Genomic DNA, 16339 nt, shown 5'->3' on the forward strand with positions numbered 1-16339 from the left:
ACGGCCGACCGAAGGCCGTCGACGGGGGAGGGGGGCGCGGCACCCGAGCAGATCCCCAGCCCGCTGCCCGGCCCGGAGGGCGGCGGACCACCACCCCGCTGCACCAGTCCGGGCACGACGTGGGGGGACAACCACCTTGCTCAGCTCCGTACTTGTGGCAACAACCGCGACGGCGCAGGACCGCATCCAGGTCGCTGTCCACGCCGCTGACCCCATCTCCAGTGCGGGCGTGGCACACCATCTCGCCCCGCACCCCGGCGTCGAACTGGTCGAACCCGGCACCGTGCGCCCCGGTGCGGTCGCCGTCTTCGTCGTGGACAGCCTGGACGAGACCGCGCTGGCCCGGCTGCGCCGGCTGGTGCGCACGGACGGCACGCGCTCCGTCCTGGTCGTCCACCACCTGCGCGAGCCGGACCTGGTGGAGCTCGTCGCCTCCGGCGTCGGCGCCATAGTGTGGCGACGCGAGGCGACCGCCGCCCGTCTGTACCGGGCCGTCCTGGCGGCCTCGCGGGGTGACGGCGACCTGCCCGCCGACCTGCTCGGGCGGCTGATGGCCCAGGTGGGCTCGCTCTCCCGGGGCGCGAGCGGCGTGCCGGGGACGCCCACCGGCGGGCTCACGCCCCGCGAGGTGGACGTGTTGCGCCTGGTCGCCGACGGCTTCGACACCAGGGAGATCGCCGACAAGCTCTCGTACTCCGAGCGGACCATCAAGAACGTCATGCAGGCCCTCACCGCCCGACTGCACCTGCGCAACCGGGCCCACGCCGTCGCCCACGCCCTGCGCGAGGGCTACATCTGAGGTCGCCGTGCCGGCATCGCCGGCGCGAGGACCGACCGCATCGAGCCCCGCCCCCGGTGACCGTGGGGGCACGCACCGCCGCCGCGCGGGGGACGCCGGCGCAGCGCGCGCACCACGGCCAACGTCGGAGCCCTCACCGGGCCCCGACGGGGGGCGGGGCCCGGTGGTCAGTGGCGGACGAAGCAGAACTCGTTGCCCTCCGGGTCGCGCATGGCCTGGAACGCCCCCTGGTCGTCGGTGACGGTCGGGCCGACCCGGGACGCGCCCAGCGTCACCGCCCGGTCCACGGCGACATCGATGTCGTCGACGGCGATGTCGAGGTGGAGCCGGTTCTTGACCGCCTTGTGCTCGGGTACCGGCTGGAAGGCGAGCCGCGCCAGCCCCGGCGGTTCCACGTGCGCCCAGCCGCGCGCCCGCTCGACGGGCTCGCCCCCCAACAGCCCGGCCCAGAAGCGGACCAGGTCACCCGGCTTCCGGCAGTCCACGACGATCTGGTGCAGGTGTGCGCGCATGGGCCCGAGCCTATGCCGACGCCCCCGCGCCGCCCGGCCCGGGGCGGGGCCCCGTGTTCGGGGCGGTGCGCGCGGCCGTGACCCGCAGGCACGCGGCCCCGCCCACACGGGGCGTACGCCGGCGGTCGCGGGCACTCCGGGCGCCGTGGCCCGCCGAGGGCCCTAGTTGGGGATGTGCCCCTGGGTCTCCCACTGCCACAGCCGCTCGCGCACGTCGTCGATGCCGCGGCCCAGGTGCCTGCGGTAGGTGCTGAACGCCAGGTTCAGCCGGCGGGCCACCGCCTCCTGGGTGGAGGAGGACTGGAACGTCATCGTCAGTACGGCGTGCAGGTGCCGCGTGCGCGGGTTGCGCTCCAGGCGTTGCACCGCCTTGCTGATCAGCTCGCGCAGCGCGGTGACCGGGTCGACGCCGTCCTGGGCCTGCACCAGCCGCAGGCGCAGCAGAGGACTGGCGGCGAGCCCGTCCGGGTCGAGCCAGCAGCGCAGCGCGTCGCGCACGGCGGCGTCCAGCTCGGCGCGGGTGAGCGCGGCCTCGCGTGCCCTGGGTTCGCCGGTCGGGCGCCGCGGCGGGCCGCTGAGCAGGCGCGCGTCGATGCCCTCGGTCCAGTCGTCCACCCGCGCGGCCCGCCAGTCGTGGCCGAACAGGACCCGGCCCCCGGCGTGCCGCCCGGCCTCCCCCGGCAGGCGGGTCATGTCCAGGTAGGTCATCAGGGGCTCCCAGAAGTCCGCGTCCGCCAGGATGACGCAGGACCAGGCGCAGTGGTCGGCCCGCAGCAGCTCGTAGGGGATGCGTACGTGCACCAGGTCCCAGGCGCGGGAGGGCCGGTGGTAGCTGGCCGGGTGGATCATGAAGCGGGCGATGCCCAGGTGTTCGCCGTGGCGCACCGGGGCCAGCTGGCGAAACGTCTCCCACACGTCCGCCACCAGCGGGTCCTCCGCGCGGGCGCGCTCGTCGAGGTCCTCGACGCGCAACCAGGCCATGAAGCCGAGGAGTTCGCCGGTGCTGTAGCGGCGGTGGAGGTGGAACGCCTGCGGCTGCTCGTCCAGCCAGTACGCGACGGCGCGGGCGCTCTCCTCGCCCTCGGTGGCGCGCGCCATCTCGACCAGGATCGCCGGGTCCTGGTGGCCCAGCGGCTCCTCGTAGGCGCCGCCCTCCTGCCAGCCGCCCTGGAACGGCCGGTGCCACGGCGCCCGGGAGATGACGTGCTGGTAGGCGGCCGTGGCCTGGAGCGCTTCCTTCTCGGGCGCGTTGCGCGCGCGTTCGACCAGGTGGCGGCGCACGGCGCGGTGCATGGTCTTGTACTGCTCGGGGTCCCGCCAGCGAAAGTCGCTGTCCAGGGCGTCGCGGACCACGTCGTTCGGGTAGACGCCGTAGCGGCCCGAGCGGACGCAGGGCAACTGGCGCAGCCAGGAGAACAGCGCGCCCACGTCCTCGTCGGGTAAGACCACGCGCAGCAGCTCCTCGGTGGTGTCCACGACGTGCCCGCACACCTCCAGCGCGCGCCGGTGCGCGGGCGAGGGCAACTCGCCGACCAGGTGGGACAGCAACTGCTCCACCACGGCCCGGGACGGGGCCCAGACGACGTTGTCGCTGCCGTCCTGCACGGCCACCTCGGCGGCCAGCCGTAGGGCCAGCGGGTTGCCGGCGGCGAAGGAGAGCAGCGCGCCGTGACGGGCGGTGTCGGCGCCCTGCGAGGCGAGCAGCGCCACCGACTGCGCCGAGTCCAACTCGCCGAGCGGGACGACCTGGAGCACCTCGCTCCAGCCGAGGTCGGCCGTCCACAGCGGGTCGGGCGCGAGCCGGCTGGCGACGACGACCAGCACGCCGGCGGGCAGGCCGGGCAGGAACTGGTCGCGCAGCCACGGCTCCAGCTCGCGGCAGCGCTCGAAGCTGTCCACCAGCAGCACCGCGTGATCGGCCGCCAGGGCCTGGCCGGCCGCCTCCCGGAAGGCGGCGGGGGACGGCTCGATGAGGCGGGCGTCGACGCTGACGACCGGCCGGCCCACGGTGCGCGCCTGCGCCGCGAAGCGCTGGAGCAGGGCGCTCTTGCCGATACCGCCCGGCCCGTACACGACGATGACGGTGGGCGCTCCGGGCACGTCGCGCAGGGCGTCCGCGAACAGCGCGAGCTCGGGCTCGCGGCCGACGAAGTACTGCAGTCGCGCCGAGGCCAACCGGTCGGCCAGCAAAGTGCGTTGGGCCGGGACGCGGTGGACCCCGGTGCGCGGCGAGGGGTGCTCCTCCAGCATGCCGCTTCCTTCCCCTCCCTGGTGCGGGAGTGCTCTGTGCAGCCCGACCCGGCCAGCACCGGGGGAAGCCGGTCGCGGTGCCCCCGTGTCACGTCGGTCGGCGTCGGGCACGGGAGGCGCGGCGGCGCCCGGTGAGTGGCCGGGCGTGTGTACGCCGTGAACCCACGCCTGGTCAGACCGACCGTGCCGGGTCCACACGGGTTCACCCGACGGCTCCTGGTAGCCCATCTCACTCACCATGCACTCACCCACCTCGCGCGCCCGAGAGATGTCAGCCACCTCGCGGCGCGGCGGCGGCTGGCGTTGGTGTCGGGCCCGGGGGCCCGTCGTTCGCGGAGGTGTCGCCCGACGCGCCGGCCCTGTCCCTCCGAGCCGACCCGTGCCCTACCTTTCGATGCGCACGGACCACTTTATCGGCGACCCAGCGCGAAGCCCTGCGGAACGCTCCGAACTCGGCAACTATTGCCGCCGTGTTCGCCCGGCGCGTGACCTTCCGGGCGCCGGCGCCCGAGAACCCCCGCCCGCCTCGGGACGCGCGCCCCCGTCCGGCCGGGCGCGTTCGGCGCGCGGCGACGTCCCGCGCTCCCCTTCCCCGGCCGGCGGCCGATTCCGCCCCCGCCCAGCGACGCGGGCGGCGTACCGCTGCCCCCGTTCCGCCGTCCACGCGGTGAAGACCCCACCCGCGACGACTGCTCGGAAACTGACCAATCCCTGCTCACTTCGCGGAACTCGGCCCTCCGAGCACCTAGCATCGCGGCGTGCAGGCAATGGAGGAGTGCGAGGGCGCGGACTTTCTGACCGCAACGTCGGTCATACGGCGGGGAAAGACGGCTGACGTCTTCGACAGTCATTTGCTGCCCGAGTGGAAATCGGGAGGCGGACTCAACGGCGGTGTTCTGTTGGTCATCGCCGCGCGGGCGGCGGCCAGCGCCATGAACGTCGCCACCGACGACTTCTTTCCGAGCACGGTCAGCGCCTCCTTTCTGACCACCTCGCAACCGGGCCCCGCCACCGTGTACGCCGAGATCATTCGCGGTGGCAGTCGGATCAGTACGGGGCAGGTCTCCATAACGCAGACCGCGCGCGGCGGGCAGTGCACGGAACGCGTACGCGCTCTCGTCACGCACGGGAAACTGAATTCCCGTCCAGTGGCCGCCACCGCCGCACCGCCACGGCTTCCCGCGCCCGAGGCGTGCGTCAGTCTTCGGGATACGCCAGCGGAATTCGTCCAGCGCCTCGACCTGTTGGACGGGCTCGATGTGCGACTGTCCCCCGGGTGCGTGGGCTGGATCTTCGACAGTCCCGCCCGAGCCGGCCGGTTCGACGGCTGGGTGCGGCTGGCGGACGGCCAACAGCCCGATCCCATGGTGCTGTTGGTGGCCGCCCACGCCCTGCCGCCCATCTCCTTCGACTTCGGTCACGTCGGCTGGCTGCCGACGGTGCAGTTGACCGCCCACATCAGAGACCGGCCGGCCCCGGGCTGGCTGCAGGTACGTACCAGTACGCGCGTGGCCTGCGACCAGAGCGTCGTCGAGGACGCGGAGGTGTGGGACGCGCGCGGCTCGCTGGTCGTGCAGTCCCGCCAGTTCGCGGCCCTGGTCTGAGCGCGACGGCGCCGCCCTACGCCCCGCTCCCCCGCGCCCGACCGCCGGGGCCGTGCCCGGCCGCGCCCACCGAGGGGGTCCGCGCCCCACGGTGGTGCTCCAGGGCGACGCGGACGAAGAAGCGCGCCAGCGGCCCGGGGCGCGCGGTGCGCCAGGCGATGACCTGCGGGCTCGGTGGCGCGTCGGCCAGCGGAACGACCGTCAGCCCCGTGGGCAGGGCGTGGCCGAGCGGCGCCATGCCGATCGAGCCGCTCCACAGCACCGCCTGAAGGCACTCGTGCACGGTGCGCACCACGGGCCCCCGCCGGTCCCGGTCCGCCTCGCCCGGCCCGGTCCAAAGGCGCCGCCACACCGGGTCGGTGCCCGCCGGGAAGCGAAACCACCCGCGGTCGGCGACGTCGGCCAGGCGCAGCGTGGCGCGACCGGCCAGCGGGTCGTCCGCGCGCGGCACGATCCCGACCGGGTCCGCGCTCAGCTCCCGGGTGGTGATGCCGGTGTCCTCGAACGGCGCCCGGGTCAGGGCCACGTCCACCAGCCCGGCCCGCAGCCCGGCCGTGGGATCGGCGAAGTCGGCCTCGCGGATGTCCACCCGCACGCCCGGATGCCGCCGCCGGAACGCGGCGGCCAGCTCCGCGCCCACCTGCTCGACGCTGTTGCCCAGGCTGCCGACGGTCACGGTGGCCGCGCCGGCGGCGGCGCTCACCCGCTCCCGCGCCCGCTCGGCGCTCGCCAACAGGGCCCGCGCCTCCTCGTGGAGCAGCGCCCCGGCCGGTGTGAGGGCCACGCCCCGGGGCGGGCGGTCGACCAGGACACAGCCGAGGTCGGTCTCCAACCGTTTGATGGCCCGGCTCAGCGGGGGCCGCGTCATCTGGAGGCGCGCGGCGGCCCGCCCGAAGTGGAGTTCGTCGGCGACCGTCACGAAGTAGCGCAGCGTGCGTAGCTCCGTCACCGGCGACGGTACCCGCGCGGCATCGTGCCCACGCGATCGGTGTTGGACGCCGGGTGGGGCGCGGGGTTGGAGTGGGCGGGCCGCGATCGCCGGCCGTGGGCGTCCGCCGTGCCGGACGTGCCGCGTTCCTCCCCCGCTCCCCCAGGAGTCGCCGTGCCCGAGCACACCCCGCCCGACCAGCCCGCCTCCCCGCGCCCCGCGCCCGATCGCCGCGCGCCCGACCACGCGGCCGGCGAGCGCGCCCACCTCCAGCCGTCGGAGCCGCTCCTCGACGTGGCGGGCGCCCGGGAGGTGATCCGCGACGTGGTCGTCATCCCCCACCGGGGCGTCCAGCTCGTCCCCAACATCGGCGTCGTCGGCGGCCGGCGGGCGGTCCTGGTGATCGACACGGGGCTGGGGCCGCGCAACGCGCGGCGGGTGCTGGACTTCGCGGTGGAGTACGCGCGAGGGCGCGAGCTGTACCTGACCACCACGCACTTCCACCCCGAGCACGCGTTCGGCGCGCGGGTCTTCAGCGACGCGGCGACGTACCTGGTCAACCGGGCCCAGGCACGGGACCTCAGCGCCAAGGGCGCCGGCTGTCTGGAGATGTTCCGCGGGCTGGGCGAGCCGGTGGCGCGCCAGCTCGTGGGCGCCGAGGTCCCCCGGCCCGACGTCGTCTACGACCGGGTCCACCGGCTGGACCTCGGCGGCCGGGTGGTGCGCCTGCGGGCCACCGGCCGGGCGCACAGCAGGGGCGACCAGGTGGTGACGGTGCCGGACGCGGACGTGCTGTTCACCGGGGACCTGGTGGAGGCCGGGCAGTTCGCCATCTTCCCGTGGTTCCCGCCGCACGACACCGACGTCTCGGGCATCCGGTGGCTGGCGGTCCTGCGCCGGCTCGCGGCCGAGGCGCCCCGCGTCGTGGTCCCCGGTCACGGCGGGGTCGGCGGCCCGCGCCTGATCGAGGACGTCCGCGACTACCCGCGACTCCTGTGGGACCGGACGTGGCCGGCGGGCGCCGGGGCCACCGGCGCGCCGGTCGGTGTCGAGGAGATCCGGGCGCTGATGATCCAACGCCATCCGCACTGGAGCGGTCGGGAGTGGATCGACAGGGGCGTGGCCTGTCTGTGCGCCGAGCACGCCGCCTGACCGCTCCCGCCCCGGGCCGCCCGCCCCTCACCCCGCGCCCGGCCCCGGCCACCGGTCCGGCGCCCCGCAGGGGGCCTCGCGGGGTGCGGGACGGGGGCCTGTGGGACGCCCCTGGAGTCACGCGGTGACAGGCTGTTCTACAGTGCCCAGGTCAGTCCCGTCACCTGATGGCCCGAAAAGGAAAGCACGGATATGCCGACAGAGACGTTCGAGTTTCAGGTGGAAGCCCGCCAGCTTCTGCAGTTGATGATCCACTCGATCTACTCGAACAAGGACGTGTTCCTGCGCGAACTCGTCTCCAACGCCTCCGACGCGCTGGACAAGCTGCGCCTGGAGTCGCTGCGCGACGACACGTTGCGCGCGGACGCCTCCGACCTGCACATCGACCTTGAGGCCGACCCACAGGCCCGCACCCTGACCGTGCGGGACAACGGCATCGGCATGTCGCGTGACGAGGTGGTCCAGCTCATCGGAACGATCGCGAACTCGGGCACCGCGGCGTTCCTGCGCGAACTCAAGGAAGCCCAGGAGGCCAAGGACGCCGCGTCCACCGAGGGGCTCATCGGCCAGTTCGGCGTCGGTTTCTACTCCAGCTTCATGGTGGCCGACCAGGTCACGCTGGTGACCCGGCGCGCGGGCGAGGACCAGGGCACGCGCTGGATCTCCGACGGCGAGGGCACGTACACGATCGAGGACGTCCCGGACGCGCCGCACGGCACCTCCGTCACGCTGCGCCTCAAGCCCGAGGACAGCGAGGACAAGCTCCACGACTACACCCAGCCGTGGAAGATCAAGGAGCTCGTCAAGCGGTACTCGGACTTCATCACCTGGCCCATCCGGATGGCCGCCGAGCCGGCCCCGGCGGCCGAGGGCGAGCCCGGCGAGGAGGCCGCCGACGGCGAGCGGGAGACGGCCCCGGCCGAGCCCGAGACGCTGAACTCGATGAAGGCCCTGTGGGCGCGCTCGCGCGGCGAGGTCAGCGACGAGGAGTACCACGAGCTCTACAAGCACATCAGCCACGACTGGAACGACCCGCTCGAGACGGTGCGGCTGCACGCCGAGGGCACCTTCGAGTACCAGGCGCTGCTGTTCCTCCCCTCCCGCGCGCCGCAGGACCTGTTCACCCAGGACTACCAGCGCGGCCTCCAGCTCTATGTGAAGCGCGTCTTCATCATGGACAACTGCGAGGCGCTGCTTCCGCCGTACCTGCGCTTCGTCAAGGGCGTCGTGGACGCCCAGGACCTGTCGCTGAACGTGTCGCGCGAGATCCTCCAGCAGGACCGGCAGATCCAGCTGATGCACCGCCGGCTGACCAAGAAGGTGCTCTCCACGATCAAGGAGCTGCGGTCCGCGCACGCCGACCGGTACGCCACCTTCTGGCGGGAGTTCGGCCCGGTGCTCAAGGAGGGGCTGCTCAGCGACTTCGAGAACCGCGACGCGATCCTCGGTGTCGCCTCGTTCGCCTCGACGCACGACGCGGAGGAGCTCACGACGCTCGCGGAGTACGTGGAGCGGATGAAGGAGGGCCAGCAGGACGTCTTCTTCATGACGGGCGAGTCCCGCCAGGCCATCGAGAACTCGCCGCACATGGAGGCCTTCCGCGCCAAGGGCATCGAGGTGCTGCTGCTGACCGACCCGGTCGACGAGGTGTGGGTGCAGGCCGTGCCCGAGTTCGACGGTCGGCAGCTGCGCTCGATCGCCAAGGGCGAGGTGGACCTGGACACCGAGGAGGAGAAGGCCGAGGCCGACTCCGAGCGGGTCAAGCGGGAGGAGGAGTTCGCGGAGCTGCTGACGTGGATGGGTGAGAGCCTGGGTGAGCACGTCAAGGAGGTGCGGCTGTCCTCGCGCCTGACCGTCTCGCCCGCCTGCGTCGTCTCGGACACCCACGACGTGACCCCCGCGCTCCAGAACATGTACCGCGCCATGGGCCAGGAGGTGCCCGTCGCCAAGCGCATCCTGGAGCTCAACCCGGGCCACGCGCTGGTCAGCGGGTTGCGGGCGGCGCGCGCCGAGCGCGCGGACGACGAGGGCCTGACGGAGACCGCCGAGCTGATCTACGACATGGCGCTGCTGGCCGAGGGCGGCGAACTGCCCGACCCCGCGCGCTTCGTCAAGCTGCTGGCCGACCGGCTGGAGCGCACGCTGTAACGCTGGTGTGCGGGCCGCGCGCGCCCGCGAGCCGGCCCCGTGTCCCAGGCGCGGGCCCGTCCCCCGGTGGGGCGGGCCCGCGTCCGGGTCTTTGGGCCCGTGTCCGGGTCCGTCTTCGCGTCCGCGTCCGGGTCCGGGTCCGGGTCCGGTGGCCGAGAATGCGGGGATGAGTCAGCCCAGAATCCGCGTCGCCGCCTATGTCGTCCGCCACCATCCCACCCCGCGCCTGCTGGTCTTCGACCACGTCGGCGACGCGGCGGCCGGCACCCAGGTGCCGGCCGGTGGCGTCCGACCGGGCGAGCCCCTGGGCCTGGCGGCGCTGCGCGAGGTCGCCGAGGAGACCGGTCTGCGGGGGGCCTCCGTGGTCCGACAGCTCGCCGTCGAGGACAGTCCGCACCCCGAGACGGGGCAGCCGCGCCGCACCACCTTCCTGCTGCTGCGCGCGCCGGCGAACGCCCCGGACGCGTGGGAGCACCGCGTCACGGGCGACGGCGTCGACGCCGGCCTGACCTTCGCCTGCGCCTTCGTCTCCCTGCCCCTGCGGCATCCGCTCGCCGACGACCAGGACGCCTGGCTGGGCCAGGCCGACCCCCGCTGGGTCACCGCCTCCCGCATCCCCTGACGGCCCCGCCACGCGCGGGCCGCACGCGCCGCCGGTGTCCCGGCCACGGTCGCGGGTGGCCGGTGCGGGCGGCCCGCTCACGCCGCACCGGCGCCAGCGCCAACTCGACGCGCCACGGGCCCCGTTGGCGCCATTGTCGACGCGTCGGTGGCCGGTTCGTGCTCGGGTCAGGCGGCGTCGGCGGCGCGGCGACGGGCGACGCGGCGCGCGGCCAGCGTCCCCGTGCCGAGCACGGAGACCACGACGGCCCCGCCGAGGAGCCAGTCGCGCCTGGTGGTGGACTCGGTGTGGCCGAAGACCACGACCAGCTCGCCACCCGAGGCGGCGGTGACATCGCGAGGGGTGAGGATGACGTCGTCGGCCGTCAACAGGTCGTTGTGGCGGCGGAAGTCGTCCAGGCCCCCGTCATAGGCGCGCCGGCGCGAGTCGATCAGGCGCGGCGGGTGGCCCGAGCGACGCACCACGTACAGCGGCAGCACCTCCAGTTGGCCGCCGGAGTGCCTGACCAGGATGTTGCGCCGGTAGGCACCGGCGCCGTCACCGGCGGCGGCGTGGGCACAGCCCCGGTCGTGACTGCCGTCGGTACACGGGACCAGGGAGAACAGCTGGTTGATGACCGCTTCCGGGGGCCCGCTGGCGGCCATGTTGGCCAACCGGTCCTCCGTCGTCCCGCCGTTGCCCATCGGGTCGTTGCGTACGTCGGTCGCGTGCAGGTACGCGCGGGAGAGCTGGGCCACGGTGGGAGTGTCGGGCGATTCGGAGGAGGCACAGGCGCTGAGCGCGGGTGCGAGCGTCGCGAGGCCCGCGAGCACGGCGAGGCGGTGGAGCGCGGCGGGCAGTCGCCTGCCACGTGGTCGCTGATGCGTCATGGCACATCTCTAGCGACCCGCGTGGGGAGGGGTCCCGAGGTCGGGCCGTCGGGCCGCCGTCACCGGGCCGGTTCTCGCGCCGGTGCGGGCCGGGGCGGCGGTGGGCGGGTGCCGCCACCCCGGCGGGCGCGGGTCCGCGCCGGCGCTCAGGAGGCGGTGCAGTGCTTCTGGTCGTCGGTACGTACCGTGCGGCCAGTGAACTCCTCCACGATGGCGATGTTCTCCGGGGCGTAGTTGGTCGCGGTGATCTTGTCCGCGTCGGGGCCACCGACCACGCCGGTGTACGGGGCCGACTCCTCCAGCCAGTAGGCGGTCCGCAGGAACTGGGTCAGGACCAGTTCGCGCAGCTTCGGCTCGGCCTTGATCTTCGCCCAGTAGTCGGGGTGCTTGGTCTTGGCGACCCGCAGGTAGAGCAGCAGGTAGCGCAGGTTGGTGGCGGCGATGTCGCGGGCGTTGCTGGCCCCGACGCCCTTGATGTACTCGTGGACCACCGTGACGGCGGGCAACCCGGTCAGTCCGGCGTTCTGCTCGGCCAGCACCCCCTGGAGGCGGTAGGTGCCCTGGGTCGCGTCCCGCAGGTAGGTGTTGTCCATGGAGGTGGTGAGCCGGTCCTTGATGAGCGGCAGGATCTCCTTGCGCGGGAAGCCGCCGTGCGTGGGGACCTGGGCGGCCTGCTGGGAGCCGTTGATCCAGGCCGCGATGTGCACGTCCCACTTGGTACGCGAGGGGTCGAGGTCCCACATGTGGGTCTCCTCGTGGATGGCCACCATCATCGACTCGGCGAAGCCCTCGAAGCTGCGCTTGTTGACGAACTGGTCCCAGTACTGGTCCTTGGCCTGGGCGATCGCCAGCTTCTCGCCACTGGGCCAACGCCGCTGGTACATGGCCTGGAGGGTGCGCATCCAGTTGGAGCCGGTGAAGGCGGCCCGGAGGTCGCCGATGTCGGCCCGCGGGTTCGCCGGCTCGCTGTAGCAGAAGGGTTCGGCGGCGCCGGCAAAGGGCCCGGCCGGGGCGGGGGCGGCCAGGGCCACGTGTCCCGATCCCAGGGACAGGGCGAGAGCGCCGGTCAGCAGGCGCAGGGACCATCGTCCACGACTCACGGGGACACCTCGTCTCAGAGCGGACGTACGGGGGAGGGTGCGGCCCGGAACACCGCATTCTTGTCGTGGCCACAACGTAGTGACCCGTGCGCCCCGCGCCTACTTCCATGGAGTCATAACGCCGTGGCAGGCTCACCCACCCACCACCCCGCACGCGCGCGCCGGGCCGGCACGGCCACCGGCCGGCCGTGCGGGGCCGGTCACGGCGGCGCCTCCGGGTGGCCGACAGGCGTCGCGCTGCAACCATCTCGCAACCTGGGGCCCCGTTAGCTGGTGTCACCCTCGGACCGACGCGTCGGCCGCGACGGCGGGCTGACCTCCCGCCGCGCCGCGAGCCGTGGCAACGGGCAGGACGGGCCGGCGAGTTGGCGCGAGGGGTGGGACACGGAGCGACGAGGGGGCGAGCGGTGGAGGGGGAAGCGGGTGAGTGACGCGTACGGGGTCTCGCGCATCGCGCTGACCGGTGCGGCGGCCGAGCTGCTGCGCCGGCTCACCCGCGCGCACGGGCCGTTGATGTTCCACCAGTCGGGGGGCTGCTGCGACGGCAGCTCGCCCATGTGCTACCCGAGGGGGGAGTTCCGCACGGGCGGTGCCGACGTGCTGCTGGCCTCGCTGTCGGTGGACGGGCTCGCCGAACGGATCGACTTCTGGATGGCGAGCCAGCAGTTCGAGCGCTGGCGGCACACCCATCTGACGGTCGACGTGGTGCCGGGGCGCGGCAGCGGATTCTCCGTGGAGGCGCCCGAGGGCGTGCGGTTCCTGATCCGCTCCCGGCTGCTCACCGACCGGGAACGGCTGCTCCTGGACGGGTGAGCGACCCCTGTTCCGGCGCCGGGCCCGTGCCCGGCGCCCGCACGACGGCGGCTGACGCGGACGGTGCGTCAGCCGCCCACCGCCGGCGGGCCGGCCGCTCACGCGGCGAACGGCCGGCCCGCCGGCCCCGGTCACGGCGCCCCGCAGACCCGCGCGGAGCGTCCGGGCCCGCCGCCCGACCGGGACGGGAACGGGCCAGCCTGCCCCCGGCCCGTACGGCACCGCCGCCGCGGGGTCGGCCCGGGGCCGACGCGTGTGGCGTGGGCCCGTACCGCGTGGGCCGGCGTCGGGTCAGCCGCTGGCCACGTCGGTCAGGGCGAGGTGGTGCAGCCGCTCCGGGGGGCCCGGCCGCGCGTAGTACCAGCCCTGGGCCGTGTCGCAACCGAGCATGCGCAGGTGCTCGGCCTGCGAGCCGGTCTCCACGCCCTCGACCGTCACGGCGAGGTCGAGCGTGTGGGCCAGCGAGACGATCCCCTCCACGATCTTCACGTCCACCGGGTCGGCCGGGGCGCGCTGCATGCCCAGGGTGAAGGACCGGTCCAGTTTGAGCGTGCTGACCGGCAGCCGGCGCAGGTAGGCCAGGTTGGAGTAGCCCGTGCCGAAGTCGTCCAGGGCGATGTCCACACCCAGGTCGGCGAGTTGCCGCAGTGGGCGCAGGGCCGCCTCGTCCGCGCCGATGAGGTCGTTCTCGGTCACCTCAAGGCACAGCGCGGCCGGTTCGAGCCCCGCCTCGTCCAGCACGGCGACGGTGTCGGCCACCAGGTCCGGGTAGCGGAGCTGGCACGGGGACAGGTTGACGTTGACGCGCAGCGGTTCGCCGTCGTGGCCCGCGTCGCGCCAGGCGCGGGCCTGGCGCGCGGCCTCGGTGAGCACCCAGCGGCCGAGCGGCACGATCAGGCCGGTGTTCTCGGCCAGGGTGATGAACTGGTCGGGCCCGAGCACCCCGTGCACCGGGTGCAGCCAGCGCACGAGGGCCTCGGCCCCGCGCACGGTGCCGTCCTGGAGGCGTACCAGGGGCTGGTACTCGATGAAGAACTCGCCCTTCTCCAGCGCGGCCGGCAGCCCGTTGGTGAGGCTGTGTCGGGCGATGACGCGGGCGTCGGAGGCGGCGTCGGCGACCTCGTACCGGTTGCCGCCCTCCGCCTTGGCCCGGTACATCGCGATGTCGACACTGCGCATGACGGCGGCCCGCGTGGTCTCGCCGCGCTTGCCGCTGGCCACCCCGATGCTGGCGCGCACCAGCAGGTCACGCTCCTTGATCCGGATGGGCTCGGCCAGCGCCTGGAGCATCCGCTCGGCGAGGTCCACGGCGTCGCGCTGGGCGGTGGGCCCCAGCGTCAGCGCGAAGAACTCGTCCCCACCGGGGCGGGCGACGAGCTGAGAGGGCGAGGTCAGGCAGTTCTGGAGCCGCTCAGCGACGGCGATCAGCAGACGGTCGCCGACGATGTGGCCGAGGCTGTCGTTGACGGCGCGGAAGCCGTCCAGGTCCAGGTAGCACATGCCGAACCGCGCGGTGTCCTCGGCCGCCGGCGCCCCCCGACCCACCGCCGACTCGCGGTCGGCGGTCGACACCTCGGCCGGTTCCGTGCGGGCCCCGGGGGCTTCCCGGACCACCGCCGCGTCCTCCGGCAGTGTCCGGGAGTGCGCCGCGTCAGCGCGCGCCACGGGTCCGTGATCCGTGGCACCGGGCCCGTAGACCGCGCCGGAGGCGGGCGCGGCCCCGGCCTCCGAGGCCGGCCGCCACGGCTGCTCGGGGCCGGCCGACGCCGCACCGGGGCGGGTGGTGGGTCCGGTGCCAACGCTGTCCGGAGCCGGCACGCCGGGGGGCGGGCCGTTCGTGGCGGGGGCGGTCGCGTCGTGGTCGGCCGGGTGCGGGCGGGAGGGGGCGGGCTCGGGGGCGTGGGCCGGGCCGGCGGCGCCGCTCGGGCCGTGGTCGGGGGCCGCCGCGTGAGAGGGCGACTCCGGTATCAAGTCCGCCTCCATCAGTTCGGCGGCCTCCCGCTCCCAGGCGACGCACTCGACGCTGGTCGGGTCGCTCGCGGGCGAGCACGGCACGCCCCCGGTGTCGGTGGGGGCGTCGATGGCCTCGTCGAGGCGCTCGAAGAAGAGCGTGCGGTTGGGGAGGCCGGTGAGCTCGTCGTGGGTGGCCTCGTACCGCAGGCGGTCGCGCAGTCGCCGCTGCTCGGTGATGTCCTCCATCAGCGCGAGCTGGTACTGGGGAGCGCCGGTCGCGTCGCGCAGCAGCGTGACCGTGAGGTTGGTCCACAGCACGCTGCCGTCGCCCCGGTAGTACGGCTTCTCCATCCGGAAGTGCTCGCGCTGACCGGCGATCAGTTCGCGGTAGACGTCCATGGCGGTCGGGACGTCCTCCGGGTGCGCCCAGTCCACCACGTTCTCGCCCAGCAGGTGGTCGCCCGACCGGCCGAACATCCGGGCCACCGCGTCGTTGACGAGCAGCACCTGACCGTCCAGGTCGGCCACGCCGACTCCGATGACCGCCCCGTCGAAGATGGCCTGGAAGCGGGCCTCGCTGGTGTGCAGGGCCTGTTCGGCGGCGGCACGGGCGGCCAGCGCCTCCCGGGAGACCGACTCCTGCTCGCCCTTGGCCCGCTCGCTCAGCGCGTGGGCGAAGCCGGCGGCGAGCGCGTGCTGGAGCCTGGCACAGCGGGCCCGGCTCTCCTCGGCCGGCATGGGACGCCTGGGCGGGCAGTAGAGCACCAGGTAGGCGTCGAGCACGCCGAGCGTGATCGGCAGTCCGCCCGCGTCGTCACACTGGGCGGCGACGAGCGCCTGCCCCACCTCGTACGCGGGCTGGGTGTTCAGCGGAGTGGTGCGCAACGCGTCCCGGAGCCGACGCGCGAGTGGCATCAGGTACTCCACGAACTCGCTCTCCACCACGGCGATCGCGGCGGTCGGGCGGATGGCCCGGCTCCAGATCCTGGCGAAGCGTCGGAGCCGGTCGTCCTCGCTCTGCAGCTCCGTGCTGTACGGCTCGGTGTCCTGTCTCCCGCTCGGCCTCGCGGTCACGCCCTGTGCCTCACTGCGGCCCGCTCCATCAGTACTCTCCAGATCTCCCGGGGGGTGTGGTCCGGCTCCGCGCACCGTTGCTGAGCAGACATTACTGATCGCCCGTTCGAAGGGAAGACGCAAACGGAAATCTACGATCCGCATCTGGCCGCGGGCCAGGTGGAATTCTGCCGTGCCCAGGGTGGTCGCGTCGCCTAGTGTGCGTGTGAAGTGGGCCTGATGAGGTAGAGGAGGCTCACAGGTACGGACGTGGCGTACCAATGCAGCGCGGTGGCTGAGGTGTTTCGATGAGCGGCCGCATTTCTTCGTACACCCGTTCTCTTATTGGCGCCTTTCCGCCACGACGCCGCCCACCGCGCTCTGGTGCGCGGGGTTTGGGCACCACCGGGGGCGCCCGGGCGCTCGGTCCGTATGCGCCGGGAGCGCGCCTCCGTGCGCCCGCCGCCTCCGTACGCCCCGCGGCCGCACGCCACGCGGGCGAAGCCGGGCGACCCACCCGCGTACGCCCCGGCCGA

The 16339-nt window shown here is 73.9% G+C and carries 12 protein-coding genes; 6 read left to right on the forward strand and 6 right to left on the reverse strand.

The genetic code is table 11. The features are described 5' to 3' along the window. The first annotated feature begins 136 nt into the window (after positions 1-136). A complete protein-coding gene (locus tag ACFVFR_RS01460) occupies positions 137-799 on the forward strand; it encodes a response regulator transcription factor (protein WP_383696865.1) in 663 nt (220 codons plus the stop codon). A 167-nt stretch (positions 800-966) separates the two neighbouring features. On the opposite strand, the gene ACFVFR_RS01465 is transcribed toward ACFVFR_RS01460, so the two are convergent. Then, positions 967-1311 (reverse strand): VOC family protein, encoded by a 345-nt coding sequence (locus tag ACFVFR_RS01465; RefSeq protein ID WP_383696867.1) that lies wholly within the window; start codon positions 1309-1311, stop codon positions 967-969. 162 nt (positions 1312-1473) lie between these two features. Then, on the reverse strand, positions 1474-3561 hold the full coding sequence (locus tag ACFVFR_RS01470; protein WP_383696869.1) for an ATP-binding protein: 2088 nt from the start codon (positions 3559-3561) through the stop codon (positions 1474-1476). 767 nt (positions 3562-4328) lie between these two features. On the opposite strand from ACFVFR_RS01470, the gene ACFVFR_RS01475 reads away from it, so the two are divergent. After that, the gene (locus ACFVFR_RS01475) at positions 4329-5165 is read left to right on the forward strand and encodes a thioesterase family protein (RefSeq protein ID WP_383697386.1); all 837 of its coding nucleotides are present in this window, start codon (positions 4329-4331) and stop codon (positions 5163-5165) included. Between the two features lie 16 nt (positions 5166-5181). On the opposite strand, the gene ACFVFR_RS01480 is transcribed toward ACFVFR_RS01475, so the two are convergent. After that, positions 5182-6114, reverse strand: a complete 933-nt coding sequence (locus tag ACFVFR_RS01480) for a LysR family transcriptional regulator (RefSeq protein ID WP_383696871.1) — start codon at positions 6112-6114, stop codon at positions 5182-5184. A 273-nt stretch (positions 6115-6387) separates the two neighbouring features. Here ACFVFR_RS01480 and ACFVFR_RS01485 point away from each other — a divergent pair, with 273 nt between their 5' ends. The 3 genes from ACFVFR_RS01485 to ACFVFR_RS01495 all read left to right on the forward strand — a co-directional run bounded on the left by ACFVFR_RS01485 (position 6388) and on the right by ACFVFR_RS01495 (position 10015). After that, positions 6388-7245, forward strand: coding sequence for an MBL fold metallo-hydrolase (locus ACFVFR_RS01485; RefSeq protein ID WP_383697387.1), 858 nt, complete (start codon positions 6388-6390; stop codon positions 7243-7245). 192 nt (positions 7246-7437) lie between these two features. Further along, positions 7438-9393 carry a molecular chaperone HtpG gene (gene htpG, locus ACFVFR_RS01490; RefSeq protein WP_383696874.1) on the forward strand — a complete coding sequence of 652 codons (1956 nt, stop codon included), beginning with the start codon at positions 7438-7440 and terminating at the stop codon, positions 9391-9393. Between the two features lie 166 nt (positions 9394-9559). Continuing rightward, positions 9560-10015 carry an NUDIX domain-containing protein gene (locus ACFVFR_RS01495; protein WP_383696876.1) on the forward strand — a complete coding sequence of 152 codons (456 nt, stop codon included), beginning with the start codon at positions 9560-9562 and terminating at the stop codon, positions 10013-10015. Positions 10016-10182: 167 nt separating this feature from the next. Here the strand turns inward: ACFVFR_RS01495 and ACFVFR_RS01500 are convergent, their stop codons facing one another. Continuing rightward, the gene (locus tag ACFVFR_RS01500) at positions 10183-10884 is read right to left on the reverse strand and encodes a hypothetical protein (protein ID WP_383696878.1); all 702 of its coding nucleotides are present in this window, start codon (positions 10882-10884) and stop codon (positions 10183-10185) included. A gap of 146 nt (positions 10885-11030) precedes the next feature. Beyond that, positions 11031-11984 carry a hypothetical protein gene (locus tag ACFVFR_RS01505; RefSeq protein WP_383696880.1) on the reverse strand — a complete coding sequence of 318 codons (954 nt, stop codon included), beginning with the start codon at positions 11982-11984 and terminating at the stop codon, positions 11031-11033. 423 nt (positions 11985-12407) lie between these two features. Here ACFVFR_RS01505 and ACFVFR_RS01510 point away from each other — a divergent pair, with 423 nt between their 5' ends. Next, a complete protein-coding gene (locus ACFVFR_RS01510; protein WP_383696882.1) occupies positions 12408-12797 on the forward strand; it encodes a DUF779 domain-containing protein in 390 nt (129 codons plus the stop codon). A gap of 291 nt (positions 12798-13088) precedes the next feature. On the opposite strand, the gene ACFVFR_RS01515 is transcribed toward ACFVFR_RS01510, so the two are convergent. Further along, positions 13089-15824 carry an EAL domain-containing protein gene (locus ACFVFR_RS01515; protein ID WP_383696885.1) on the reverse strand — a complete coding sequence of 912 codons (2736 nt, stop codon included), beginning with the start codon at positions 15822-15824 and terminating at the stop codon, positions 13089-13091. Between the last annotated feature and the right edge of the window lie 515 nt (positions 15825-16339).

Origin of the sequence: Streptomyces sp. NPDC057702 (assembly GCF_042799315.1) — a bacterium.
Classification (GTDB): domain Bacteria; phylum Actinomycetota; class Actinomycetes; order Streptomycetales; family Streptomycetaceae; genus Streptomyces.